The sequence below is a fragment of the Kribbella sp. HUAS MG21 genome (assembly GCF_040254265.1).
Lineage (GTDB): Bacteria > Actinomycetota > Actinomycetes > Propionibacteriales > Kribbellaceae > Kribbella.
The window spans coordinates 3,734,025-3,757,698 of the sequence record NZ_CP158165.1 but is presented as its reverse complement, the minus strand read 5'-3'; the positions used below and the strand labels follow the sequence as shown (position 1 = coordinate 3,757,698).

The 23,674-nt window shown below is 70.0% G+C and carries 23 protein-coding genes; 15 read left to right on the top strand and 8 right to left on the bottom strand.

Annotated features, from left to right (window positions below):
- The first annotated feature begins 37 nt into the window (after nucleotides 1-37).
- Nucleotides 38-772: a TetR/AcrR family transcriptional regulator gene (locus ABN611_RS18460; RefSeq protein WP_350281116.1), complete on the top strand. Its 735-nt coding sequence runs from the start codon at nucleotides 38-40 to the stop codon at nucleotides 770-772.
- 60 nt (nucleotides 773-832) lie between these two features.
- On the opposite strand, the gene ABN611_RS18455 is transcribed toward ABN611_RS18460, so the two are convergent.
- Together ABN611_RS18455 and larE are read right to left on the bottom strand one after the other, a co-directional pair.
- Nucleotides 833-1,216 carry a cold-shock protein gene (locus ABN611_RS18455; RefSeq protein ID WP_350281115.1) on the bottom strand — a complete coding sequence of 128 codons (384 nt, stop codon included), beginning with the start codon at nucleotides 1,214-1,216 and terminating at the stop codon, nucleotides 833-835.
- A gap of 145 nt (nucleotides 1,217-1,361) precedes the next feature.
- The gene (gene larE, locus ABN611_RS18450; protein WP_350281114.1) at nucleotides 1,362-2,837 is read right to left on the bottom strand and encodes an ATP-dependent sacrificial sulfur transferase LarE; all 1,476 of its coding nucleotides are present in this window, start codon (nucleotides 2,835-2,837) and stop codon (nucleotides 1,362-1,364) included.
- A gap of 116 nt (nucleotides 2,838-2,953) precedes the next feature.
- On the opposite strand from larE, the gene ABN611_RS18445 reads away from it, so the two are divergent.
- The 3 genes from ABN611_RS18445 to ABN611_RS18435 are packed head-to-tail and all read left to right on the top strand — an operon-like array spanning nucleotide 2,954 to nucleotide 5,479.
- Nucleotides 2,954-3,883 (top strand): TauD/TfdA family dioxygenase, encoded by a 930-nt coding sequence (locus tag ABN611_RS18445; protein WP_350281113.1) that lies wholly within the window; start codon nucleotides 2,954-2,956, stop codon nucleotides 3,881-3,883.
- Between the two features lie 55 nt (nucleotides 3,884-3,938).
- Nucleotides 3,939-4,532, top strand: coding sequence for a TetR family transcriptional regulator (locus tag ABN611_RS18440; protein WP_350281112.1), 594 nt, complete (start codon nucleotides 3,939-3,941; stop codon nucleotides 4,530-4,532).
- Nucleotides 4,529-5,479 carry a R2-like ligand-binding oxidase gene (locus ABN611_RS18435; protein WP_350281111.1) on the top strand — a complete coding sequence of 317 codons (951 nt, stop codon included), beginning with the start codon at nucleotides 4,529-4,531 and terminating at the stop codon, nucleotides 5,477-5,479. The genes ABN611_RS18440 and ABN611_RS18435 overlap by 4 nt, the downstream gene beginning before the upstream one ends.
- Here ABN611_RS18435 and ABN611_RS18430 read toward each other — a convergent pair.
- Nucleotides 5,453-6,616, bottom strand: a complete 1,164-nt coding sequence (locus ABN611_RS18430; protein WP_350281110.1) for an MFS transporter — start codon at nucleotides 6,614-6,616, stop codon at nucleotides 5,453-5,455. The genes ABN611_RS18435 and ABN611_RS18430 overlap by 27 nt on opposite strands.
- An 89-nt stretch (nucleotides 6,617-6,705) precedes the next feature.
- Here ABN611_RS18430 and ABN611_RS18425 point away from each other — a divergent pair, with 89 nt between their 5' ends.
- Nucleotides 6,706-7,587 (top strand): LysR family transcriptional regulator, encoded by an 882-nt coding sequence (locus ABN611_RS18425; protein ID WP_350281109.1) that lies wholly within the window; start codon nucleotides 6,706-6,708, stop codon nucleotides 7,585-7,587.
- A 21-nt stretch (nucleotides 7,588-7,608) separates the two neighbouring features.
- Here ABN611_RS18425 and ABN611_RS18420 read toward each other — a convergent pair whose 3' ends face one another.
- The gene (locus ABN611_RS18420) at nucleotides 7,609-9,231 is read right to left on the bottom strand and encodes an AMP-binding protein (protein WP_350281108.1); all 1,623 of its coding nucleotides are present in this window, start codon (nucleotides 9,229-9,231) and stop codon (nucleotides 7,609-7,611) included.
- 177 nt (nucleotides 9,232-9,408) lie between these two features.
- Here ABN611_RS18420 and ABN611_RS18415 point away from each other — a divergent pair, with 177 nt between their 5' ends.
- From ABN611_RS18415 to ABN611_RS18395, 5 genes are all read left to right on the top strand, one after another.
- Nucleotides 9,409-10,872: a restriction endonuclease gene (locus ABN611_RS18415; protein WP_350281107.1), complete on the top strand. Its 1,464-nt coding sequence runs from the start codon at nucleotides 9,409-9,411 to the stop codon at nucleotides 10,870-10,872.
- 155 nt (nucleotides 10,873-11,027) lie between these two features.
- Entirely contained in the window at nucleotides 11,028-11,633 is a 606-nt protein-coding gene (locus tag ABN611_RS18410) for an SIMPL domain-containing protein (RefSeq protein ID WP_350281106.1), read from the top strand.
- Between the two features lie 60 nt (nucleotides 11,634-11,693).
- Entirely contained in the window at nucleotides 11,694-12,929 is a 1,236-nt protein-coding gene (locus ABN611_RS18405) for an Nramp family divalent metal transporter (protein ID WP_350281105.1), read from the top strand.
- Between the two features lies 1 nt (nucleotide 12,930).
- The gene (locus tag ABN611_RS18400; protein WP_350281104.1) at nucleotides 12,931-13,716 is read left to right on the top strand and encodes a metallophosphoesterase; all 786 of its coding nucleotides are present in this window, start codon (nucleotides 12,931-12,933) and stop codon (nucleotides 13,714-13,716) included.
- A 45-nt stretch (nucleotides 13,717-13,761) separates the two neighbouring features.
- A complete protein-coding gene (locus ABN611_RS18395; RefSeq protein WP_350281103.1) occupies nucleotides 13,762-14,127 on the top strand; it encodes a DUF427 domain-containing protein in 366 nt (121 codons plus the stop codon).
- Here the strand turns inward: ABN611_RS18395 and ABN611_RS18390 are convergent.
- Nucleotides 14,117-14,887 (bottom strand): alpha/beta hydrolase, encoded by a 771-nt coding sequence (locus tag ABN611_RS18390; protein WP_350281102.1) that lies wholly within the window; start codon nucleotides 14,885-14,887, stop codon nucleotides 14,117-14,119. The genes ABN611_RS18395 and ABN611_RS18390 overlap by 11 nt on opposite strands.
- Nucleotides 14,888-14,995: 108 nt before the next feature.
- Between ABN611_RS18390 and ABN611_RS18385 the strand changes: the two genes are divergently transcribed.
- From ABN611_RS18385 to ABN611_RS18365, 5 genes are read left to right on the top strand one after another with little or no spacing between them, the layout of a single operon-like run.
- The gene (locus ABN611_RS18385; RefSeq protein WP_350281101.1) at nucleotides 14,996-15,778 is read left to right on the top strand and encodes a GNAT family N-acetyltransferase; all 783 of its coding nucleotides are present in this window, start codon (nucleotides 14,996-14,998) and stop codon (nucleotides 15,776-15,778) included.
- Nucleotides 15,775-16,305, top strand: a complete 531-nt coding sequence (locus tag ABN611_RS18380) for a kinase (RefSeq protein ID WP_350281100.1) — start codon at nucleotides 15,775-15,777, stop codon at nucleotides 16,303-16,305. The genes ABN611_RS18385 and ABN611_RS18380 overlap by 4 nt, the downstream gene beginning before the upstream one ends.
- Nucleotides 16,302-18,584 (top strand): helicase-associated domain-containing protein, encoded by a 2,283-nt coding sequence (locus ABN611_RS18375; protein WP_350281099.1) that lies wholly within the window; start codon nucleotides 16,302-16,304, stop codon nucleotides 18,582-18,584. The genes ABN611_RS18380 and ABN611_RS18375 overlap by 4 nt, the downstream gene beginning before the upstream one ends.
- Entirely contained in the window at nucleotides 18,584-19,210 is a 627-nt protein-coding gene (locus tag ABN611_RS18370; protein ID WP_350281098.1) for a DUF6000 family protein, read from the top strand. The genes ABN611_RS18375 and ABN611_RS18370 overlap by 1 nt, the downstream gene beginning before the upstream one ends.
- Nucleotides 19,211-19,255: 45 nt before the next feature.
- On the top strand, nucleotides 19,256-20,896 hold the full coding sequence (locus ABN611_RS18365) for a DNA repair helicase XPB (RefSeq protein WP_350281097.1): 1,641 nt from the start codon (nucleotides 19,256-19,258) through the stop codon (nucleotides 20,894-20,896).
- On the opposite strand, the gene ABN611_RS18360 is transcribed toward ABN611_RS18365, so the two are convergent.
- From ABN611_RS18360 to ABN611_RS18350, 3 genes are read right to left on the bottom strand one after another with little or no spacing between them, the layout of a single operon-like run.
- The gene (locus ABN611_RS18360) at nucleotides 20,885-21,595 is read right to left on the bottom strand and encodes an FCD domain-containing protein (RefSeq protein WP_350281096.1); all 711 of its coding nucleotides are present in this window, start codon (nucleotides 21,593-21,595) and stop codon (nucleotides 20,885-20,887) included. The genes ABN611_RS18365 and ABN611_RS18360 overlap by 12 nt on opposite strands.
- Nucleotides 21,596-21,622: 27 nt before the next feature.
- Nucleotides 21,623-22,558: a dihydrodipicolinate synthase family protein gene (locus tag ABN611_RS18355; protein WP_350281095.1), complete on the bottom strand. Its 936-nt coding sequence runs from the start codon at nucleotides 22,556-22,558 to the stop codon at nucleotides 21,623-21,625.
- Between the two features lie 14 nt (nucleotides 22,559-22,572).
- A complete protein-coding gene (locus ABN611_RS18350; RefSeq protein WP_350281094.1) occupies nucleotides 22,573-23,646 on the bottom strand; it encodes a sialidase family protein in 1,074 nt (357 codons plus the stop codon).
- Between the last annotated feature and the right edge of the window lie 28 nt (nucleotides 23,647-23,674).

The window sequence follows — 23,674 nt, the reverse complement described above, 5'->3', positions numbered from 1 at the left end:
ATGACTGTCTATGCTGTAAACAGATAAGATGCGGGCCATGGACGAGAGCGAGCTGCCGAGGGTCTTGCAGCAGTTGTGGGGCGTCGAGGGGCGGAGCCGTCCCGGGCCGAAGCCGGCGTTCCACATCAGCGACATCGCGCGCGCCGCGATCAAGCTCGCGGACGCGGGCGGGCTCGGCGCGGTGTCGATGAGCAAGGTGGCCGCCGAGCTCGGCTTCACCACGATGTCGCTCTACCGGTACGTCGACGCGAAGGACGACCTGTACGTCGTCATGCTCGAGTACGCGTTCGGCGACGCGCCGGAGCTGGACCCGACGCTCGACTGGCGCGGCCGGATGACCGCCTGGGCCGAGGCGTTCCGCGACGGGCTGCGGCGGCACCCGTGGGTGCTGCAGATCCCGATCTACGAGCCGCCGCTGTCACCGAACCAGCTGGCCTGGCTGGAGTCGGCGATGCACGCCTTCGACGGTACGCCGCTCACGCCGCAGGACCGGCTGTCCGCGATGCTGCTCGTCAACATCTACGTCCGCGGCACCACGCAGCTCACCGCGAACATGCTGACCGAGCCGGAGCAGGCCCGCGAGGCGGACCGGGTCTACACCCAGCGCCTGGCGATGCTCGCCACGCCGGAGCGCTTCCCCGGCATCGCGGCCACCCTCGAGCAGTCGTCCGCCGAGCCGTACGGCGTCGACTTCGACGCCGGCGAGTTCGCGTTCGGGCTGGACACCGTCCTGGACGGCATCCAGGCCCGCATCGACCGGCTCGCCCGCTGACCCCCCGAGGCGAGCCACAACCCCCGAGGCGAGCCGCTGACCCGCGGCGAGCAGGGACCGCTAGTAGTCGAGCTTGTCGGCGACGCCCCGCAGTACGGTCGCGACCTGACGGGCGGACTTGTTGTCGGGGTGCCGGCCGTGCCGGTAGCCCTCGCCGAGCCGGTCGAGGAGCTTGATCAGGTCCTCGATGACGACCTGCATCTCCTCGGGCTTCGGCCGCATCGCCTTCGCCACCGACGGCGGCGGGTCGATCAGCCGGACCTGCAGCGCCTGCTCACCCTTGCGGCCCTCGACGACGCCGAACTCGACCTTCTGGCCCGGCTTCAGGTTGGTCACACCCGACGGCAGGGCCTCGGCGCGGACGTAGACGTCCCCGCCCTCCTCCTTGCTGAGGAAGCCGAACCCCTTCTCGGAGTCGTACCACTTCACCTTGCCAACGGGCACGGGAACCCCTCTGTAGAAATCAAGTGCGGCAGTCGTCAATCGTTCGGAAACCGGGCCGTGAAGCCCGATCGGACACCCAGCGTACGTGAACCGGCGCGGCGGCGCCTCCGGGAAACTACCTGATGGAGCAGCCTCCCCGCACCCCTCAGAGGTTCCGGTACTTTTCCGGTTCCGGCAGCCGCTCGTTCATCGATCCGGAGCGGAACCCGCGTGGGTCCACCTCCGCGGCCGGGAACCCTTCGGCCATGACCGCATTCACCAGCTCCTGCCGGTCCACCCGGTCGAGCAGGGCCGCGTCGATCTCGATCGAGGCACTGTCGCCGAGGTCGCGGACCCGCACGTTCTGGACGTCGTACGACGCCAGCCGGGAGCGGACCGCCTGCTCGGCGCGGTCGACCCGGGCCAGCAGGTTCGGCGTGATCCGGATGCCGTACGCGATCCGGCTGGACAGGCAGGCCGCGGCCGGCTTGTCCGAGGTCTCCAGGCCCCAGCTGCGCGACGCGGTCCGGATCTGCGCCTTGGTCAGCCGCGCGTCCTTCAGCGGCGTCAGCGCGCCGCGCTCGTGCGCGGCCCGGATCCCGGGGCGGAACCCGGCGATCGCGTCGTCGGCGTTCGTCCCGGTGGCGATCGCGGTGATGCCGAACTCGTCGGCGATCGGCTGCAGCGTCTCGATCAGCTCGGCCTTGCAGAAGTAGCAGCGGGCGCCGGAGTTCGCCTGGTACCCCTCGCGCTCCATCTCGTGCGTGTGCGGCGTGACATGCCGGACGCCGACACCGTCGGCGAACCGCGCCGCCGGCTCCAGCTCGGCGGCCGGCAGGGACGGCGACACCGCGGTCGCCGCGATCACGTTGGCCGGGCCGATCGCCCGGGCCGCAGCCGCCAGCAGGAACGCCGAGTCGGCGCCGCCGCTGAACGCGACGAGCATCTTGTCGTACGTCGACAGCCGCCGCATCAGCGCCTCGAGCCGCTGCTCGAGCACGTACTCGTCGAGCCACGCCGGGAACTCGGTCAGGTCGTTGAGTACGACGTCCGCGCCGTACGCGCGCAGCTCGTCCGCGGTGAACGGGCCGGTCGCCACCGCCACCGAGAGGGCGCCGGCGGCGTGCGCACCGTCGATGTCGGCGGTGTGGTCGCCGACGAAGATCGTCGCCGAGTGCTCGCGCAGCGCCGTACCCTTCTCGGCCCCGTGCAGGTCGCCGACCGGCTCGTCGACGTCCAGCCCGAGGTGCTCCAGGTGCAGCCGCACCGACGGGGTGTACTTCGCCGAGACGACCATCGTCCGCCCGCGCAGCGCGCGGATCGCGGCCAGCGACTCGGCGACGCCCGGCAGCGGCAGGCTGCCGGTGATCGCGTGCGACGGGTAGTGCTCGCGGTAGCGCGCGACCATCGCCTCGACCTGCTCCGGCGGGAACCAGTTCGCCATCTCCCAGGTCAGCGGCGGCCCGAGCCGGCTGACCACGAGGTCGGTGTCGATCGGTACGCCGGTCTCGGCGGCCAGCAGGTCCCAGACGGCCTGGATCCCGGGCCGGGAGTCGATCAGCGTCATGTCCAGGTCGAAGCCGACCACGAGCTCCGGCACGTCGTAGGTGGCGGGCGCAGGCTGGATCTCGGCGGTTGACACGTCCCCAACCCTACGTCCTGCCGCCGCCGTACCGGTCTCGGATCCCGAAACAGCCTAAAAGTCTACTAAATCAGTAGGAAAATAGCTCTTACCCGACACCAGCGAGGAGTCAGCCCATGACAACCCAGCTCGAAGCCCCGGAGATCACCGTCACCAAGGCCGGCGGCGCGATCGGCGCCGTGATCGGCGACGTCCGGCTCGGCGGCGACCTGCCGGCGCCGACCCTCGCCGCGATCCGGCAGGCGCTGCTCGACCACAAGGTGATCTTCTTCCGCGAGCAGCACCACCTCGACGACGCCGGCCAGCTCGCGTTCGCGAAGCTGCTCGGGACGCCGACGCTCGCGCATCCGACCTCGAAGAGCCTCGACGGCGCCGCGAACGTACTGCCGATCGACTCCGACTACAGCAAGGCGAACAGTTGGCACACCGATGTCACGTTCGCCGACCGGATCCCCGCGATCAGCCTGCTTCGCGCGGTCACGCTGCCGGCGTACGGCGGCAGCACCACCTGGGCGAACACCGTCACGGCGTACCAGCAACTCCCGCCGGCACTGCGGGCGCTCGTCGACCGGCTGTGGGCGGTACACAGCAACAAGTACGACTACGCCGGGCACGCGGACGAGGGCCGGATCGGCGGCGTGGACGTGAAGGTCGAGGAGCACCGCAAGCAGTTCGAGTCCAAGGTGTTCGAGACCGTGCACCCAGTGGTCCGCGTGCACCCCGAGACCGGGGAGCGCGCGCTCGTCCTCGGCCACTTCGTACGGCGTTTCGTCGGGCTGACGAGCGCCGAGACGACCGCGTTGTTCCAGTTGCTGCAGAACCGCGTGACCAACCTCGACAACACCGTCCGCTGGCAGTGGCAGCCGGGTGACCTGGCGATCTGGGACAACCGCGCGACCCAGCACTACGGCGTCGCCGACTACGACGACCAGCCGCGTCGGCTGCACCGGATCACGCTCGCCGGCGACGTCCCGGTCAGCGTCGACGGCGTCCGCAGTACGCCGCGGACCGGCGACGCCTCGCACTTCTCCGCACTTGACACATGAACCAACAATGTCCGAGCACTTGACATCGGAGACGTTTTTGTAAACCCTCGTCGGCATGGACTCGTTCGCCGACCGGACCAAGCGCCGCCTCCGGGAAGAGCTGCTCGACGCCGCCCACGAGGCTGTGGTCGCCGGTGGGTACGACGGGTTGCGGATGGCCGCGGTGGCCCGGCAGACCGGGGTGTCGCGGCAGACGGTCTACAACGAGTTCGGGGACAAGTGGGGCGTGGTCGAGGCCCTCGCGGCCCGTGAGACCGAGCGGTTCCTGCTGGATGTGAACGCGGCGCTCGCCGAGCAGTCCGATCCGATCGACGGCCTGCGGGCCGCGGTCGAGCGGGCGCTCACCTTGGCCGCGGAGAATCCGCTGATCAAGGCGGCGCTGAGCCAGCCGGGATCCGACCAAGCCAGTCAACTGCTGACCACACGGGGGCAGCAGGTGCTGGAGCTGGCACACCTTCGGCTGGATGCCCATGTCAGGGAGCACTGGCCGGAGGTGCCGGCGGAGGACGCGACCAGTTGCGTGGACGTCGCCTTGCGCGTCGTCATCAGTCACATCGTCACCCCGGGCCCTCCCCCCGCGGTGGTGGCGGCGCAACTGGCTCGCGTCCTCTCTCCGTTCCTTTCCGAGAGCAGGAGACAGCAGGTATGACGAATCCGCTTCACCGGCAGGGCTTCAGCTCACTCAAGGCCGGCGGGCTCAACTGGGACGCACTGCCGTTGCGGCTGTTCGACAAGGGCAACCGCAAGTTCTGGAACCCGCGCGACATCGACTTCAGCCAGGACGCCAAGGACTGGCAGGAGCTGAGCGACAACGACAAGGACAACGCGCTGCTGCTCTGCTCGCAGTTCATCGCGGGCGAGGAGGCGGTGACCGAGGACCTGCAGCCGTTCCTGCAGGCGATGGCCGCCGAGGGCCGGTTCGGCGACGAGATGTACCTGACGCAGTTCTGCTTCGAGGAGGCCAAGCACACCGCGGTCTTCCGGCTCTGGCTGGACGCGATCGGCGTCACCGACGACCTGCACCGGTACGTCGAGAACAACCCCGGGTACCGCGCGATCTTCTACGAGGCGCTGCCCGTGGCCCTGAAGTCGCTGGCCGACGACCCGTCGCCGGCCAACCAGGTGCGCGCGTCGGTGACCTACAACCACGTGGTGGAAGGGACCCTGGCCCTCACCGGGTACCACGCGTGGAACCTGTTGTGCACGTCGCGCGGCGTCCTGCCGGGGATGCAGGAGCTGATCCGGCGGATCGGCGACGACGAGCGGCGGCACATGGCGTGGGGCACGTTCACCTGCCGCCGGCACGTCGCCGCGGACGAGTCGAACTGGAAGGTCGTCACCGACACGATGGAGGAGCTCCTCCCGCACGCGCTGACGCAGATCCAGTGGGCTCTCGACAACTCGCCGGAGATCCCGCCGGAGATCAACCCGACCGCGCTGATGACGTACGCCGGCGACCGCGCGACCCGGCGGCTCGGCGCGATCGAGTCGGCCGTCGGCGCGGACGTGGCCGGCATCGACCTCGACTACTCGCCGGAGAAGCTCGAGGACGACTTCGGCGACGAGGACTCAGCCGCGCTGGCCGCGGTTCGCTAGCACCACCACGAGTGCCGCGGTCGCGAGGACCGCGGGAAGCCAGGTGACCGTCGCCGTACCGAGACGGTCGGCGACCTGGCCGCCGGTGAAGGCGCCCAGTGCGATCGCTCCGTTGTACACCCCCACCAGCACAGCGGACGATGATTCGGGGGCACTGGGCGCCGCCGCGTGCGCCCACGCCTGGGTGCTGACACTCGTCCCGCCGTACGCGAGACCCCAGATCACCAGCAGTACAAGGGATCCGGCGATCGTCGTACCGAACGCCGGCAGGGCGAGCGCGGTCAGGGCGATGCCCGCGGCAATCACTGTCAGCGCGCGCGACGGGCGGAGTGCGCCGGTGAGGAAGTTGCCGATGACACCGGCCACGCCGTACACGAGCAGCAGCGTGCCGATCAGCGCCGCGCCGGTGTGCGGCTCGAGCAGCGGACGGACATACGTGTACGCCGCGAAGTGGCCGGTCACGATCAGCGCGACCAGGATGACACCGACGCGGACCTGCTTGATCTGAAGGACTTCTCGTACGTCACACAGCCGGACCGGGCGCTCCGGCGCGAGGCTCGGCAGGAAGATGCTCAAGGCAACAACCAGCCCGAGCGCGAGCAGCCCGACACCGGCGAAGGCCCAGCGCCAGCCGACGAGTTCACCGACGTACGCACCGGCCGGGATCCCCAGCACCGAAGCGATCCCGATGCCGGAGAAGATCAGGGAGGTCGCGGGCCCGGCGGCGTTCCGCGGTACGACGCGGCGGGCCAGGCTGACGGTGAGGAGCCAGACGCCGCCGATCGAGACGCCCATCAGGACTCGCGCGAGCATGAAGACCGGGTAGAACGGCGTGACGGCGGCGGCGAAGGCCGACAGCGCCAGCAGAACCATCAGTCCGCCCAGGACCGTCCGGCGGTCCAGTCTCCCCAGCAACAACGGGAGGACAGGTGCGGCCACCGCGGAGGTCACGCCTGTTGCTGTCAGCGCCAGGCCCGCGACTCCTTCCGTCACGTGGAGTGATTCGCTCATCCCGGTCAGCACGCCGACCGGAAGCATTTCGGCGGTCACCACGGTGAAGACGGTGGCGGCCATCGTCACGGACGCGGCCCACGCCCGCGCGCTGGTGGCCGGTCGGTCGACGCAGATCGTTGTCATGTCACCAGTGAGCCGTCGCGAGACAGGCCGGAACAACGGCGATCTGGTCATGGTTGTATTAGCTGAGCTCATCGATCGGAGGTGCGCCGGTGGCTGTCGAGGTCCGCGAGCTGGAGTGCTTCCTGGTGCTGTCCGAGGAACTGCACTTCGGACGGACCGCGGAGCGGCTCTACCTGTCGCAGAGCCGGGTCAGCCAGCTCCTGCAGTCGCTGGAGCGCCGGATCGGCGGGCAGTTGTTCGAGCGGACCAGCCGCCGGGTGGCGCTGACGCCGCTGGGCAAGGAGTTCCTGACGTCGCTGCGCCCGGCGTACGCCGCACTGGAACGCGTCGTCGAGAGCGCCCGGGAGTACGCCGCGCAGGCGAAAGGCACGCTCCGGATCGGGTTCCAGGGCGCGGCGAACGACGAGATCCTGCGGGCGATGTCGGCGTTCCAGTCCCGCAATCCGAACTGCCTGATCAACGTCTGCGAACTCCCGCTGAACGATCCGTTCGGGGCGTTGCGCCGAGGCGGCGTCGACGCGGCCGTCGTACTGCTGCCCGTCGCCGAGGACGACCTGGTCGTCGGCCCGGTGTTCTCCAAGCATCCGCAGGCGATCGCGGTCTGCACCGGTCACCGGCTCGCCGGCCGCACGTCGGTCGATGCCGAGGAGCTCGCCGGTGAAACCCTGATCGCCGTCGCCGAACCGGCCCCCGGCTACTGGCGCCAGGCCCAGGCACCGACACAGACACCGCGCGGCGCGCTCATCCACCGCGGTCCCGGCGTACACACCCTCCAAGAAGGCCTGTCGCTGATCGCCGCCGGTCGCGGCGCGATGCTCATCTGCGAGCCGACCGCCGCCACCAACCACCGCACCGACATCACCACCGTCCAGGTGTCCGGCCTGCCCGACTCAGCCCTCGCCCTCGTCTGGCGCCGCGGCGAACAGACTCCCGCCGTCCGGGCCTTCGCCCAGCACCTCGAGCAGGACTGACCAGACGCGGCGGCGCGCTGGTCACGTCAGGCCGAGGAGCTCCACGGACTTCTCGCGCATCTCGACCTTGCGGATCTTGCCGGTGACGGTCATCGGGAAGTCGTCGACGAGCAGGACGTACCGCGGGATCTTGAAGTGCGCGAGCTTGCCGGTCGCGAACGCCCTGACCGCGTCGGCGTCGAGCGGGTCCGCGCCGGGCTTGAGCTTGATCCAGGCGCAGAGCTCCTCGCCGTACTTCTCGTCGGGGACACCAACGACCTGGACGTCGGCGATCGACGGGTGCGTGTAGAGGAACTCCTCGATCTCCCGCGGGTACACGTTCTCGCCGCCGCGGATCACCATGTCCTTGATCCGGCCGACGATGTTCACGTACCCGTCGTCGCGCATCGTCGCGAGGTCGCCGGTGTGCATCCAGCGCGCCTGGTCGATCGCCTCGGCAGTCTTGTCCGGTTCGTCCCAATAGCCGAGCATCACGGAGTACCCGCGGGTGCACAGCTCCCCCGGTTCACCACGCGGTACGACGAGCCCGGTGGCCGGGTCGACGAGCTTGACCTCGACGTGCGGCAGCACCCGGCCGACGGTCGACGTCCGGCGGTCGAGGTCGTCGTCGCGCCGGGTCTGCGTGGACACCGGAGACGTCTCGGTCATCCCGTAGCAGATCGCGACCTCGGCCATGTGCATGTCCGCGACGCAGCGCTTCATCACCTCGATCGGGCACGGCGACCCGGCCATGATCCCGGTGCGCAGGCTGCTCAGGTCGTACTCCGCGAAGTCCGGCAGCCCGAGCTCCGCGATGAACATCGTCGGTACGCCGTACAGCCCGGTGCACCGCTCGTCCTGCACGGCCCGCAGCGTCGCCGCCGGGTCGAACGCCGGCCCCGGGATCACCATGCAGGCACCGTGTGTGGTGCAGCCGAGGTTGCCCATCACCATGCCGAAGCAGTGGTAGAACGGCACCGGGATGCAGAGCCGGTCCGCGGCGGTGAACGCGATCGTCTCGGTGACGAAGAAGCCGTTGTTCAGGATGTTGTGGTGGCTGAGCGTCGCGCCCTTCGGGAATCCCGTCGTACCGCTGGTGTACTGGATGTTGATCGGGTCGTCGAAGGACAGCTCGGCCTCGCGGGCGTGCAGCGCGTCGAGCGGGATCCGTTGTGCGTCGTCCCGGAGAGCGTCCCAGTCGCCGGTGCCGAGGTAGACGATCTCCTCGAGCGCGGTGCAGTCCGGCTTCACCTCGTCGACCATTGCGCGGTAGTCGCTGGTCTTGAACGCGGTCGCGGAAACCAGTAGCCGGACGCCGGACTGGTTCAGCGCGTAGGCCAGCTCGTGGGTGCGGTACGCCGGGTTGATGTTCACCAGGATGGCGCCGATCAGCGCGGTCGCGTACTGCGTGATCGTCCACTCGGCCTGGTTCGGGGCCCAGATGCCGACCCGGTCGCCCTTCGCGATCCCGCGGGCCAGCAGGCCGCGCGCGACCAGCTCGACCTCGGCGCCGAACTCGTCGTACGTCCAGCGCCGCCCGGTCTGCACCTCGACGAGCGCCTCGTTGTCGCCGTACGCGCCGATCGTGCGTCTGAGGTTCGCGCCGATCGTCTCGCCCAGCAGCGGGACCTCGGACACCCCGGACGCGTACGACGGCAGGCTCATCCCAGCATCGTCACCCGAGGCAGTGCGCCCGGCAAGGTCGCGCGCGGCGCGTCTGCAGCTGCACGTGCGGCAGGAAACAGGGGGTGGACGGCAAGCAATGTCCTTACCAACTCTCCGTCACATTCGATCGCGCAGCGTGGTTGGACCGTTACAGTGGAGCGGAGAGGTTGTGAGGCGATGGGCCGATCCGTGGAAGGACACGCCCGCAGCGATCGTCCGCCCGGCCGAACCGCCGAGGCGGCGCAACGGACCGCTGCGGTGCGGGAACGTGTCCAGGCCCTGGGCAACGTCCTGTCCGACGCCCTGGCCGTCGAGGTCCACGGCACCGACCTGCAGACCCTGAAACGCGCGCCCCGGCGGGCACCACCGACCGTGTCGCCGGCCGATCTCGAAGCGCATCCCGGACCCGTCTGGGATGCGTTCGTGCCCCAGGCGCCGGGACCGTTCCGGTGGTGGGGCGCCGAACGCCGGTACGCCCGGCGGCTCGCCGACGCGGAGGACCGGTTCGCGGAGGCGATCGAACGGCACCGGGCCGCCGAGGAGACACGGCGGGACCGGGTGGCGCGGGCACTGCGGGAGCAGGTCGAGCAACAGCGCCGGCTCGACGAGGCGACCGCCGAACAGCACGCGCGGATCGACGCGTACGAGCGCGCCGTGGAGAACCACGAGCGGGTCGCGGTGACGCGGTACTTCACGAAGGCGCTCGACCGGATCACGGAGCCGCTGGAGTTCCCGCGGCGGCGCAAGGTCCGGTACGTCCCCGAGTCGACGCTGCTCGCGGTCGAGTGGGACCTACCCGACGTCGGCGTCGTACCGGCTGAGGCGTCGTACCACTATGACCGCTCGCGCGACGCGGTGGTGGCGGTGCCGCGGGACCCTGTGGAGCTGCGGCGGCTGTACCAGCAACTGGTGGCGCAGCTGGCGTTGCGGGCGCTGCATCTGGTGTTCGGCAGCGACAGGTACGGCGTGGTGGAGACCGTGGTGTTCAACGGGATGGTGGAGTCGGTGGACCCCACTACCGGGCAGACGGTGCGGCCGTGCCTCATCACGTTGCGGGCGACGCGGGAGCAGTACCAGGCGCTGGTACTCGACCAGCTCGACCCGGTGGCGTGTGTGCGGCACTACTTCGCGGCCGAGGTGTCACGGCACCCGGAGGAGCTGCAGCCGGTGGAGCCGGTGCTGGAGTTCGACCTGGCCGATCCGCGCACGGTGGAAGCGGTGGACGTGATCAGCGAGATCGACGCCCGGCCGAACCTGCTGGACCTCAGCCCCGAGGCCTTCGAGCACCTGGTCCACAACCTGCTCACCCGGATGGGCCTCGAGACCCGCCTGTTCCGCCGCGGCACGGACGGCGGGATCGACTGCGTGGCGTACGACCCGCGCCCGATCACCGGCGGCAAGTTCGTCGTCCAGGCCAAGCTCTGGACCCGCACCGTCCCACCGTCCGCCGTCCGCGACCTCTTCGGCACCGTCCTCGACGCCGGAGCCACCAAAGGCATCCTCATCACCACCTCCGGCTTCGGCCCCACCAGCTACCAGTTCGCCAACGGCAAACCCCTCCAACTCATCGACGCCACCGCCCTCCTCTCCCTCTGCCACACCCACAACATCCCGGCCCGCATCATCCGCCGCGCTAGTTGAGCGGGGCCTGTGGTACGTCGGGAACTTCAACGGCACCCGCTCCACCAGCGACCACGCAGTACTGCGGCTGGTGTCCTGGAAGGCCCTGGTGACGTCGGAATCCCGCCCGGCGGGTGACCGCAGGTGATGCCAGACTGGCCGTTATGGACACAGGGGTGAGTGTTGTCGGGACAGGTCAAGTCACCGGTACGCCGGACGTACTGCGCGTGACCTTCGGCGTCGAGCAGGTCGCACCGGATGTGGCGGCCGCCGTGGCGACGGTCGGCGAGCGTACGGACGCGGTGCTGGCGGCACTGCGGTCGCAGGGCGTGCAGGAGTCGCAGCTGGGCACGAGTGCGGTGAACGTGTTCCAGGAGTACCGGGAGCCCGGCACGGACCCGGCGTACCGGGCCTCGCACACGGTACTGGTGGAGACGAAGGACCTGACCGGTTTCGGCGCCCTGCTGGACGCCGCCGTCGATGCTGTCGGCAACAGCCTCTCCCTGCACGGGCTGCAGTTCGACATCGAGGACAAGTCCGAGCTGCTGACCCAGGCCCGGGAGCTGGCGTTCCAGCAGGCGAGGGCGAAGGCCGAGCACCTGGCCGCCCTCTCCGGTTACTCACTCGGCTCGGTGACAGCGATCTCTGAAGGCCACGGCTCGGTACCACTCGGGCCGGAGACCCGGCTGTCCGCGTCGAAGGCGTACGACTCGGCGATCAACATCGTGCCCGGCGACCACAGCGTCGAGGTTTCGCTCCAGGTGCAGTTCTCCTGGGCGTAACGCGCGTCTCAAATTCGGGTCAGGGGTTGCGCTGGCGGGTTCGTCGTACAGACTGCTCTCATGTACGCACCGGCACCGCTGCGGCGGCAGCTCAACCGGTCCGGGCTCCTGCTGCTCGGACCGGCCTTCGTTGCGGCCGTCGCGTACGTCGACCCGGGCAACTTCGCGACCAACATCGCGGCCGGGGCGACGTACGGCTATCTGCTCTGCTGGGTGGTCGTCGGCGCGAACCTGATGGCCGTCCTGGTGCAGTACCTGGCCGCCAAGGCCAGCATCGCGACCGGGCGGACGCTGCCGCAGCTGTGCCGTGACCACTTCCGGCGGTCCACGTCGACCGGGTTGTGGGCGCAGGCCGAGGTGGTGGCGATCGCGACCGACCTGGCCGAGGTCGTCGGCGGCGCGATCGCGCTGAACCTGCTGTTCGGGATCCCGCTACTGGCGGGCGGCCTGATCACCGGCGCGGTCTCGTTCGGGTTGCTGATCTACCAGTCGAAGCGCGGCCAGCGGCCGTTCGAGGCCGCGATCATCGGTCTGCTCGCCGTCGTACTGATCGGCTTCGTGGTGTCCACGTGGCAGTCGCAGCCGTCCGCGAGCGGGATCGTCGGCGGCCTGGTGCCGCGGCTGGACGGCACCGAGTCGCTGGTGCTGGCGGCCGGCATGCTCGGCGCGACCGTGATGCCGCACGCGATCTGGCTGCACGGCGCGCTGGTCACCGACCGGCACTGGAAGGCGATCGGCGACGAGGAAGGCAAGTCGAAGGTCCTGCGCGCGACCCGGATGGACGTCGCCGTCGCGATGGCGCTCGCCGGCGCGGTCAACCTGGCGATGGTCGTACTGGCCGCGGCCGCGCTGCAGGGCACCGGCTCCGAGTCGCTCGACGCCGCCCACTCCGCGATCGGCGACCGGCTCGGCCAACTCCCGGCGCTGCTGTTCGCGCTCGCCCTGCTGGCCAGCGGTTTCGCCTCGTCGTCGGTCGGGACGTACGCCGGGTCCGTGATCCTGGACGGTTTCTGGCGCCGCCACGTGCCGCTTGCCGTCCGCCGGCTGGTCACGCTGGTGCCCGCGCTGCTGGTGCTTGCGATCGGCATCGACCCGAGCCGCGCGCTCGTGGTCTCCCAGGTGGTGCTGAGCTTCGGCATCCCGTGCGCGCTGTGGCCGCTGGTGAGATTGACGGCGTCCCGGCGCGTCATGGGCGACCTCGTCAACCGCAGGGCGACTACTCTCGCCGCATGCCTGGTAGCCTCCGCCGTGTCGGCGCTCAACGTCGTACTGATCGTGCTGACCGTCCGGGGCTGAGATGACCAGGGTGTACGCCGTCAGCGACGTCCATGGCCACCTGGAGAAGCTGGTCCCGGCGCTGCACGCGGCCGGTCTCACCGATGCCGACGGCAACTGGGCCGGGGCCGACGCCCGGCTGTGGTTCCTCGGCGACTTCTTCGACCGCGGCCCGGACGGCATCGGCGTCCTGCACTACGTCCGCGGCCTGATCGCGCAGGCGCCGGAGGGCGCGATCCGGATGCTGCTCGGCAACCACGAGATCCTCGCGCTCGGCATGCACAAGTTCGGCGACACGTTCGTCCCGCACGACGGGATCACGCTGCGCAGCTTCGAGCGTTCCTGGGTGCTGAACGGCGGCCAGGACCGCGACCAGGAGCTGCTCACCGACGACGACGTGGCCTGGCTGCTCGACCGGCCGATGCTCGGCCTGGACGCCGACCACCTGCTGATGCACTCCGACACCGCGGAGTACGTCGAGTGGGGCGACACGATCGACCAGATCAACACCGCGGCCCGGTCCGAACTGCACTCCGACGACATCGAGGTGTGGTGGGAGATCTGGCGCCGCACGACGTCGCGGTACGCGTTCCGCGGCCCGAGCGGCCCGGAGGTGGCGGGCATCCTGCTCCAGCACCTCGGCGGCCGCCGGATCGTGCACGGCCACAGCATCGTCGCCGACCAGCTCGGCATCGACCCGCAGTTCCTGACCGGCCCGCACCTGTACGCCGACGGCCTCGCGCTGGGCATCGACGGCGGCGCCTTCGACGGCGGCCCGTGCCTGGTCGTCGAGCTGACGACCGACTGACGGAACCGGGGAATGCGGCCGCGCCGCGCGGGGTTGGCACTGTTCATGGCGGACAAGACTGTGAAGATTCCCGGGCCGGACCATCCGATCACCGTCGTGAAGAACCCGGACCGGGTCGTCGTGAAGGTGGGCGACCGGGTGGTCGCGGACACCCGGGACGCGCTGTCGCTGCAGGAGGCGAGCTACCCCGCGGTGCAGTACATCCCGCGCAAGGACGTCGACTTCACGCAGCTCGAGCGCACCGACCACCACACCTACTGCCCGTACAAGGGCGATGCGTCGTACTACACGATCCTCCCCGACCAGGTGAACGCGGTCTGGACCTACGAGCAGCCGTACGACGCGGTCGCGGACATCCGCGAGCACGTCGCGTTCTACCCGGACAAGGTGACGATCGAGATCATCGCCTGAGGAATTCTGCGATCACCGGGGCGAGCAGCTCCGGCGGTACGACGTGCCGCTGGTCGGGGAGCTCGACGTGGCGCGCGGCCGGGAGGATCGTGACGATGCGGTGCGCCGCGTCGACCATGAACGGCGGTGACGCGGTGCCGGCGACGACCAGCGTCTCCTGCTTGATCGACCGCAGCAGCGCGACCGGCGTGGCGCCCTCGTCGAGGCCGTGGTCCATGACCGCGAAGTCGTAGGCGAGGGTCGGCGCGAGGTCGACGATGCCCGGGGTGGCTGCGATCTCCAGCGCGTCCTGCTTCGGCGCGCCGGCCATCAGCAGGAACAGCTCGACCGCCTCCCGGTTGCGGCCCTCGCGGATCAACTCGAGGACCTGCTCGCCGTTGTCCGAAGTCTCCACGTCGTCCGGTCCGTACGGCGGCTCGTGCAGGACGACCTTCGTGAACGGCAGCCCGGTGCTGGCGGCGACCGCGGCGAGTCCCGCGCCGGACGAGTGCCCGTAGAGGGCCGCCGTACCGCCGAGGGCCGTGAGCAGCGCGGCGAGGTCCTCCACCTCGCGCTGGACGGCGTACGAGGTGCTGTCTCCGGAGTCGCCACGGCCGCGGCGGTCGTAGGTCACCACGTCGAAGTCGCCCGCCAGCTCGTCGGCCAGCGGCCGCAGGGCCTGCCGGTCGCACAGTGCGCCCGCGACCAGGATCAGCGGCTGCCCGCTGCCGAGCCGGTCGTACGCGATCGTCGTACCGTCTGCTGACGTCACCTTGTCCATGTGTCGCTCCTCTGTCTCCGATGATGACAGCCGGGACGTCGGAGCCGGTTGCGGTACTTCGACATTTCCGGTGGCGCCTGGCCCGTCCGGGTGGTTCACTGCGTCGCGATGATCACCGGAGTCGACCAGTATCTCCACCGGGTTCCGCTGTCAGGTGCGGTTGCCGAGGAGGTCGGTCCGTTCACGCTGTTCCGCAGTACGACGGTCTGGCCGTACTACGCGCGACCTGTGCCTGGGAGTGGTGTCACGATCGAGCCGGGTGACATCGAACTGGTGCGGGAGCGGTGTGCCGAGCTGGAGATCCCGCTGAGTTTCGAGTGGGTCGTCGAGACCTGTCCTTCGCTAGGCGCTGCTGCTGTTGCAGCCGGCTTGACCGTGGTCGAGCACCCGTTGCTGGTGCTGGAGCGCGACGACTTCCGTCCTGTCGTGGCTGATGCTCGCTGCGAGATCCTGTCCGCTGACGAGGAGGAGGTCCGGCAGTCGCGTGCTGTGGCCGGGCTGGCGTTCGGTGAGCCGGGTACCGCGGTCGGAAAGGCAGGGCCGGCAGAACGGGACGCGGCCGCAGCGGAGATGCCCGCCGACGTGGTGGCGGCGCTGCAGGACCGGGTACGCCGTGGCGTCGCAGTCAGCGCGGGTGCGTTCACCGTCGACGGGATGGTCGCCACCGGCACGCACCAACCGGTCGACTCCGCGACCGAGATCGTCGGCATCGGCACGCTCCCGGCCATGCGCCGACGCGGCCTGGGCGCCGCGGTGACCTCGACACTCGTCTCACACGCGTTGGACCACGGCGTGGACCTCGTACTCCTGTCTGCCGAGACCGACGCGGTAGCAGCGGTCTACGAACGCGTCGGCTTCCACCGCATCGGCAGCGCCGGAGCCGCCGAGTGACCGGCAGTCCAAGCACCCGCCTGGTCGTACTGCGCGGCAACTCGGGCTCAGGCAAGTCCACGACGGCCCGCACGCTACGCGAACGCCTCGGCCGCGGTACGGCGTGGATCGAGCAGGACTACCTCCGCCGCATCCTGCTCCGCGAGCACGATCTCCCAGGCGGTGTGAACATAGGCCTGATCGACACTACCGTCCGCTACGCCCTCGACCACGGGTACGACGTAGTCCTGGAAGGCATCCTGGACGCCGCCCGGTACGGCGACATGCTCCGACGGCTCACCACCGACCATCACGGGACGACGCTGCACTACTACTTCGACATCCCGTTCCCGGAGACCGTCGTACGCCACGGGACACGAGACAGGCGGGACGAGTTCAGCCCGGACATGATGCGGGACTGGTACCGCGAGCGCGACGTACTCCCCGGCGTCGAGCAGACGGTGATCGGCCCGGACAGCGCGCTGGACGAGACCGTGACGCGGATCCTGACCGACCTCGGCGAGCATCCCGTACCGTTGGAGGGATGAGCACGACCGAGCCGAGCCGCCCCCGTACCCTCGCAGAGGCGTTGCGGGGCTGGGGTGATGCCGCGCTCGGTGAGTTGTTGCGTCGGCGGCCGGATCTGGCGTTGCCTATCCCGGCCGACACCGGGCAGCTGGCAGCCCGGGCGACGAGCAACGCGTCGGCGGCAAGGGCCATCAACCGGCTGGACGAGTTCGGAGTGGACCTGCTGGAGTCGCTGTCCGCGCTGCCGGAGCCTGTTGATCTGCCGGCGTTGGCGCGTGGTGTCGGCCAGCCGGAGGAGGTGGTCCGGCCGCGGGTGGCTGAGCTGCTGGAGCTCGCTCTGGTGTGGGGCACCGAGGACGACCTGCGGCCGATCCGTGCGGTACACGAGCTTCTGGGACCGACACCGGCAGGGCTCGGTCCTAGCACGACGCGGCACTTCGGCGACCTGGACAAGCTGATCGAGGAGGCGGGGCCCGACGCGCGCGCCGTCCTCGACAAGCTGACCTGGGGTCCGCCGACCGGCTCGGTGGAGAAGGCCGACCGGCCGGTGACGATCGCGTCGGCCCGGACTCCTGTGGAGCGGTTGCTGGCGCGCGGTCTAGTCGTACCCAAGGATGCGAACACCGTGGTGCTGCCGCGGCAGATCGGGCTGCACCTGCGCGGCGGGCGCGTGCTGGCGTCGACCCGTCCGGTGCCGCCGCCGCTGGATGGCAAGAAGGTGTCGGCACTGATCGCCGACCGGGCGGCGGCCGGTGCCGCGCTGGACCTGGTGCGGCTGGTCGACCGGGCCCTGGAGCAGCTGGGGACCGAGCCGCCGCCGGTACTGCGTACTGGTGGCATAGGCGTCCGCGAGCTACGCAGTCTGGCTGGGAAGATCGGCGCAGAGGAGCAGACCGCAGCAGCCGTGCTGGAGCTGGCCTACGCCGCTGGACTCGTTGCCGCGGTGGAGGTAGGTACCAGCGAGCTGTGGCTCCCGACCAGTGGCTACGACGACTGGCTGGAGCTAGACCTCGCGCACCGCTGGGCCCAGCTGGTCATGGCCTGGTTCACCGGCCTGAGGGCGATCGGGCTGATCGGCCGCCGGGACAGCACGGGCAGTACTGCGTCCGCACGCGAGCGGCTGATCAACGCGCTGTCCCCGGACCTGGAGCGATTGCTGGCGCCGGAGATCCGTGAACTCACGCTGCAGGCGCTGGCCGAGGCTGGTGCGGGCAATGCGCCGGCTCCGCAGGCCGTGGTGACGTGGGTGGCGTGGCATCGGCCGCGACGTGGCGGGCAGTTCCGCGACGACCTGGTCGAGTGGAGCGTGTCAGAAGCCGCCCTGCTCGGGCTGACCGGCCTAGGTGCGCTGGCCACGCATGCGCAACCACTGCTCGGTTCTGAGCCGACAGCGGACGAGTTGGCCGAGGCGATCAAACCACTGATGCCGGAGCCGGTGTCAGAGGTGCTGCTCCAGGCTGACCTGACTGCTGTCGCTCCTGGTCCGTTGGTCCGCACCGTGCAGGACGAGCTGTCAGCGATGGCAGATGTCGAGTCCGACGGCGGCGCCGGGGTCTACAGGTTCAGCGAGAGCTCGGTACGCCGTGCTTTCGATCTAGGACGTACTGCGGACCAGTTGCACGCATGGCTCGCGGAACACTCGCGTACTCCGGTCCCGCAACCGCTCGCGTACCTCATCGACGACGTGGCCCGACGGCACGGAGTACTGCGACTCGGCACCGCGTCGACGTACCTGCGCTGTGACGACGAGGACGTCCTCACCCAGCTGCTCAGCTCGAACCTGCCCGGTGTGCGCTTCCGCCGGTTGGCGCCGACGGTGGTCGTGTCGCCGTCGCCGCCGGACATGGTGCTGAGCCGGTTGCGGGACGCCGGGCTGGCGCCGCTGGCGGAGACGTTCGACGGTGCGCTGCACGTCACCGGCGCACCACGCCGGGGCGAGGCGCCGCGGCGTCGTACCGGCCGGGACTTCAACGAGAGCGCGTTCGACCTCACCGACGACCAGGTCAAGGCCGTGATCGAGAAGGTCCGCGCCGGCGACCGCATCGCCGCCGAACGCCCGGGCGACGAGGGCCTCGTCGAACCCGCCGCCCCCGCGGAGACGATCGCTGTCCTCACCAACGCCGCCGAGGCGCACACCCGCACCTGGATCGCGTACGTCGACCACAACGGCCACTCCACCGAACGCATCGTCGAACCGTCCCGGGTCGCCGACGGCTGGCTCACCGCCTACGACGACGACTCCGAAAGCCCGCGCACCTACGCCCTGCACCGCATCTCCGCCGCCCGAGCCGTCGAGTGATGGACGACTTCAACCGCGCCTACTGGGCCATGACGCTCTGGGCCGGCAGCTACCGGCCCCTGATCGTCAAGGCCTGGCTCTGGCCGCGGCCACGGCAGGCCTGGTACCAGTTCCGGCTCCGGACAGGTGGACGGCTGGCCCCCGCGAAACACCTGAACCTGATGCTGGACTCGGGCTGGCGGACGAGCGTGGCAGCGATCTGGCTGATCGCCGCCGGGCAGCGCGCGGACCTCCGCCCGAGGATCGAACGCGACATGCTGGCCGGGCGCCCGCGAGGGCACGGCTGGAGTTACTGCACCCCGCTGGCCTCTCTGGGCACGGAGGCCGATGCCCGGATCCTCTCCCGCTACCTCGAGCACGCCCTCACCTTGCCCGTCGAGCCGGAGGGCCTCGAGACGCAATGCCAAGGGGAAGCGCTGGCCACGCTCAGGTACCTCGACGAGCAACTGGGCACCACCTACGCCCAGTGCTTCCTGGACGCGTGGGAGCGCTGGCCGGGATCCGCCACCGAGGACCTGGCGGGCTACAGAAAGTACATCGAGGCCGACGTCGTCTTCGCCGCCGGCGGCAACCCGGGATGGCGTCGGGAGATGAAGGCGCAGCGCCGGCCCACCGGGCCTGTTTGAGGCACGAGGCACAATGGAGGGTCGGGGCGAGGATAGGAGCTGCGGGTGACAGACGGTCCACTGATCGTGCAGTCGGACAAGACGTTGTTGCTGGAGACGGCGCACGTGGACGCGAACGAGTGCCGGAAGGCGATCGCGCCGTTCGCCGAGCTGGAGCGGGCGCCCGAACATGTGCACACGTACCGGCTGACACCGCTGGGGCTCTGGAACGCCCGCGCCGCGGGTCACGACGCCGAGCAGGTCATCGACGTACTGCTGCGCTACAGCCGCTACCCGGTCCCCCACTCGCTGCTGGTCGACATCGCCGAGACCCTCGACCGCTACGGTCGGCTGCGGCTGGAGAAGCACCCGCAGCACGGCCTGGTGCTGGTCACGACCGACCGGCCCGTGCTGGAAGAAGTACTGCGCAGCAACAAGGTCAAGCCCATGCTGGGCGCGCGGATCGACGACGACATCGTCCTGGTGCACCCGTCGGAGCGCGGTCACCTCAAGCAGACCCTACTGAAGCTGGGCTGGCCGGCCGAGGACCTGGCCGGGTACGTCGACGGCGAGGCGCACCAGATCGACCTGGTGAAGGACGGCTGGGACCTGCGCCCGTACCAGGAGCAGGCGACCGACTCGTTCTGGCACGGCGGCTCCGGTGTCGTCGTACTGCCCTGTGGTGCCGGCAAGACGATCGTCGGCGCGGCCGCGATGGCGCAGGCGTCCGCGACCACCCTGATCCTCGTCACCAACACGGTGTCCGCACGGCAGTGGAAGGACGAGCTGCTCCGCCGTACCAGCCTCACCGAGGACGAGATCGGCGAGTACTCCGGTGCGCGCAAGGAGATCCGCCCGGTCACGATCGCGACGTACCAGGTGATGACGACGCGCCGGAAGGGCGTCTACACGCACCTGGAGCTGTTCGACGCCCGCGACTGGGGCCTGATCGTGTACGACGAGGTGCACCTGCTGCCGGCGCCGATCTTCCGGATGACCGCGGACCTGCAGACGCGCCGGCGGCTCGGCCTGACCGCGACCCTGGTTCGTGAGGACGGCCGCGAGGGCGACGTGTTCTCGCTGATCGGACCGAAGCGGTACGACGCTCCGTGGAAGGACATCGAGGCACAGGGCTGGATCGCGCCGGCGGACTGTGTCGAGGTGCGGGTGGACCTCGAGCAGACCGAGCGGTTCGTGTACGCGACCGCGGAGCCGGAGGACCGGTACCGGCTGGCCGCGTCCACCCCGGCGAAGTCGAAGCTGGTCCGGCGGATCGCCGAGCACCACGCGGGCGAGCCGCTGCTGGTGATCGGCCAGTACATCGACCAGCTGGACGAGTTGGGCGAGCGGCTGGAGTGCCCGGTGATCAAGGGCGAGACCACGGTCCGCGAGCGCCAGCGGCTGTTCGACGCGTTCCGGCACGGCGAGATCACCCGGCTGGTGGTCAGCAAGGTCGCGAACTTCTCCATCGACCTGCCCGAGGCGTCGGTCGCGATCCAGGTCTCCGGCACCTTCGGCTCCCGCCAGGAGGAGGCCCAGCGCCTCGGCCGCGTGCTGCGCCCCAAGGGTGACGGCCGCACCGCCCGCTTCTACTCGATCGTCGCCCGCGACACCATCGACGCCGAGTTCGCCGCCCACCGCCAGCGTTTCCTCGCCGAACAGGGCTACGCCTACACGATCGTGGACGCGGAGAACCTATTCGCCTAGACGGGTGTGGATGCCGTTGAAGTGGGACTTCATCGAGTCCGCGTAGCTGATCGGGTTGCCCGACTCCAGGGCCCGGAGCAGGTCCCGGTGCCAGGCGGCGGCGTCCGCCGGGGTGTAGCGGGCGCCGGGGAGGCGGGCGTCCACCTGGGCGAACGTCCTCCAGAAGACCGACAGCAGGTCGATGACCAGGGCGTTGCCCAGCGGCTCGTAGAGCGCCTGGTGGAAGGCCCAGTCCTCGTCGGGGAAGTACTCGCCCTCGGCGGCCTTGGCCTCCATCCGTTCGACGATCGGCTCCAACGCGTCGTACCCGTGCTGCCGGAAGTATTCGACGACGTCGTCCGCCAGGCCGACCTCGATGGCCTGGCGGACCTCCAGGACGTTCTGCACGTCGCGGAGGTCGCCGGCCATCGACTGTGACATCCGGAAGGCGAGCCCGTCCTCCAGGGACTGCAGGTTCACCTCACCGACGTACGTGCCGTAACCGTGCCGGATCTCGATGATGCCGACCGCCTGCAGTGCCTTCATCGCCTCGCGCAGCGGGTGCCGCCCGACGCCGAGCTGGGCCATCAGCTCCTGCTCGTTCGGCAGCGGGTCACCCGCCTTCAGCCCGCGCTCCAGGATGTACGACTTCATCGCGTCCCGGATGAAGGACTGGTTTCCCGCCGCACCGCGTGCCCGGCTGAGCCCACCCGTTGTCACTGCCGGCCTCCCAATGTCTGAGATCGCTCAGTGTAATCCGGCGCGGTCCAGGACCGGGCGGATCGCGGCGAGCTCCGTGTCACTCAAGGGGATGCAGGGGTACGCCGTCAGCGGGCAGTCGATCACGCCCAGCAGGAACAACCCGGCCTTGAACGCGCCCAGTGCGGCCGAGCTCGCGCCCATCCGCGACCGGTCCGCGGCGTTGATGATCTCGAACAGCCGGAACAGCCGGTCCTGCTCGTCCCGCGCCGCCGCGGCGTCACCCGCGACCGCCGCCTTGAACAACCGCACGTACCCCGCGGGGTCCACGTTCCCCAGACCGGGTACGACGCCGTCGACGCCGAAGGCCAGCGACGAGTCGACGGTCACCTCGGAGCCGGTCATGATCGCGAAGCCGTCGAGCGCCTTCTCCCGGCGGGAGATGACCAGCTCCCGCAGCGACGTCTCCTGGCCGGACGAGTCCTTCACGCCGGCGATCACGCCCTGCTCGCCCAGGGACAGCACCAGGGCCGCCGGAAGCTTCGTCCCCGCGCGCGGCGGGATGTCGTACGCGTAGAGCGGCGTCTCGCCCGCGAACGACTTCAGCCGCACGAAATGCCGCTCGATCTCGGCAGGATGCGTAGCCGCGTAGAACGGTGCGGTGGCGACCAGCGCGTCCACACCGGCCTTCAGTGCGGCAGAGATGTGTGCCGCGACCCGGTTGGTGGAGGTGTCGATGACGCCGGCCAGCACCGGCACCTGTCCGGCTACCTCGGCGACAGTCGTCTCCAGCACGACCTGTCGCTGCTCGTCGGTCAGGAACGTGCCCTCGCCGGAGGTGCCGAGCACGAACACCCCGTCCACACCTCCGGACAGCTGGTACTGGATCAGCCTGGCCAGCGATGCGGTGTCGACGTCGTACTCAGGTGTCAGCGGAGTGACCAGCGGAGGTACGACACCGGTCAACTGGGCGGATGCGGTCAAGGGGTCTCCCAACCTCAGATGGTGAATGTGGTGAAGCGCAAGGTCGCGAAGGACGAGGTCTCGCCGGCCTCGTAGAAGATGCCGACCAGGCCGTCCGGCAGCAGGACCAGATCGGAGTACCCGGCCATGGCCTCGTGGACGACCAGGGCCGGCTCCCACGACACACCGGAGTCGGCGCTGACGAAGACGGTCAGTTCCCGGCGCGAGGTGGGGTTGACCGGCGTGGACAGCAGCAGCCGCCCGTCCGGCAGGCAGAGCACGCTGCCCTGGATCCCGGGTGCGGTGACCTCGGGAATCCCGGCGTACGGCGCGTCGAGGGTCTCACCGCCGTCGGACGACCAGGCGTGCACGCGGGCCGGTCCGGTGCCCTGGTGGTTGCGGGCGTTGAAGTACAGCCGGCCGTCCGGCAGCTCGGCGACGGCGGTCTCGTTGGCGTTGATCTCCGCGCCGTCGTTGCGGTCCACGAAGCCGATCGACCACGTGTGGCCGCCGTCGTCGCTGTAGATGCAGTGCCCGCCGTTGAGCCGGATCAGGTCGTCCACAGGCTCGGACGGCACGAACGAGTGGTTCGCCGGTACGACGAGCCGCCCGGAGCGCAGCGTGATGCCGTGGCACGGACCGGTCGCGTACCAGCCCCAGTCGCCGCGCTTCACCTGCTGGGTGATCTCCACCGTCGGGCTCCAGGTGGCGCCGTCGTCCGACGACCGCTGCACGAACACGCGCCGGCCGGACTCCGGGTCGGTGCCCCGGGCCAGCGACATCTCGACGGCGTGCGCGCCGTTCTCCACCGTGACCAGCACGATGTCGCCGGACGCGGGGTCGAACAGCGGCACCGGGTTGCCGCAGGTCTTGCCCGGCACCGCGGACACCACCTGCAACGGCAGCCAGGTCCGGCCCCCGTCCAGGGACCGGCGCAGGACGACCTCGATCTCGCCCGCGTCGCCGGACCCGTGCAGCCGGCCCTCGCAGAAGGCCAGCACCAGCGCGTCGCGGGCGAGCACGGACGGGATCCGGAACGTGTGATAGCCGCTACCGGCCGGATCGAAGACGACCTCGGCGATTTCCGGCGCGCCGACTCTTGAAGACATAGGACGTACTATGTCATGGTGTGGCCCT

What these genes read in the sequence shown, in the direction of transcription:
- ABN611_RS18430 (WP_350281110.1), bottom strand. Translation starts at nt 6,616, where the DNA reads ATGACAACGATCTGCGTCGACCGACCGGCCACCAGCGCGCGGGCGTGG.
- ABN611_RS18385 (WP_350281101.1), top strand. Translation starts at nt 14,996, where the DNA reads ATGATCACCGGAGTCGACCAGTATCTCCACCGGGTTCCGCTGTCAGGT.
- ABN611_RS18440 (WP_350281112.1), top strand. Translation starts at nt 3,939, where the DNA reads ATGGACTCGTTCGCCGACCGGACCAAGCGCCGCCTCCGGGAAGAGCTG.
- ABN611_RS18405 (WP_350281105.1), top strand. Translation starts at nt 11,694, where the DNA reads ATGTACGCACCGGCACCGCTGCGGCGGCAGCTCAACCGGTCCGGGCTC.
- ABN611_RS18395 (WP_350281103.1), top strand. Translation starts at nt 13,762, where the DNA reads ATGGCGGACAAGACTGTGAAGATTCCCGGGCCGGACCATCCGATCACC.
- ABN611_RS18445 (WP_350281113.1), top strand. Translation starts at nt 2,954, where the DNA reads ATGACAACCCAGCTCGAAGCCCCGGAGATCACCGTCACCAAGGCCGGC.
- ABN611_RS18435 (WP_350281111.1), top strand. Translation starts at nt 4,529, where the DNA reads ATGACGAATCCGCTTCACCGGCAGGGCTTCAGCTCACTCAAGGCCGGC.
- ABN611_RS18370 (WP_350281098.1), top strand. Translation starts at nt 18,584, where the DNA reads ATGGACGACTTCAACCGCGCCTACTGGGCCATGACGCTCTGGGCCGGC.
- ABN611_RS18375 (WP_350281099.1), top strand. Translation starts at nt 16,302, where the DNA reads ATGAGCACGACCGAGCCGAGCCGCCCCCGTACCCTCGCAGAGGCGTTG.
- ABN611_RS18390 (WP_350281102.1), bottom strand. Translation starts at nt 14,887, where the DNA reads ATGGACAAGGTGACGTCAGCAGACGGTACGACGATCGCGTACGACCGG.
- ABN611_RS18350 (WP_350281094.1), bottom strand. Translation starts at nt 23,646, where the DNA reads ATGTCTTCAAGAGTCGGCGCGCCGGAAATCGCCGAGGTCGTCTTCGAT.
- ABN611_RS18420 (WP_350281108.1), bottom strand. Translation starts at nt 9,231, where the DNA reads ATGAGCCTGCCGTCGTACGCGTCCGGGGTGTCCGAGGTCCCGCTGCTG.
- ABN611_RS18460 (WP_350281116.1), top strand. Translation starts at nt 38, where the DNA reads ATGGACGAGAGCGAGCTGCCGAGGGTCTTGCAGCAGTTGTGGGGCGTC.
- ABN611_RS18400 (WP_350281104.1), top strand. Translation starts at nt 12,931, where the DNA reads ATGACCAGGGTGTACGCCGTCAGCGACGTCCATGGCCACCTGGAGAAG.
- ABN611_RS18415 (WP_350281107.1), top strand. Translation starts at nt 9,409, where the DNA reads ATGGGCCGATCCGTGGAAGGACACGCCCGCAGCGATCGTCCGCCCGGC.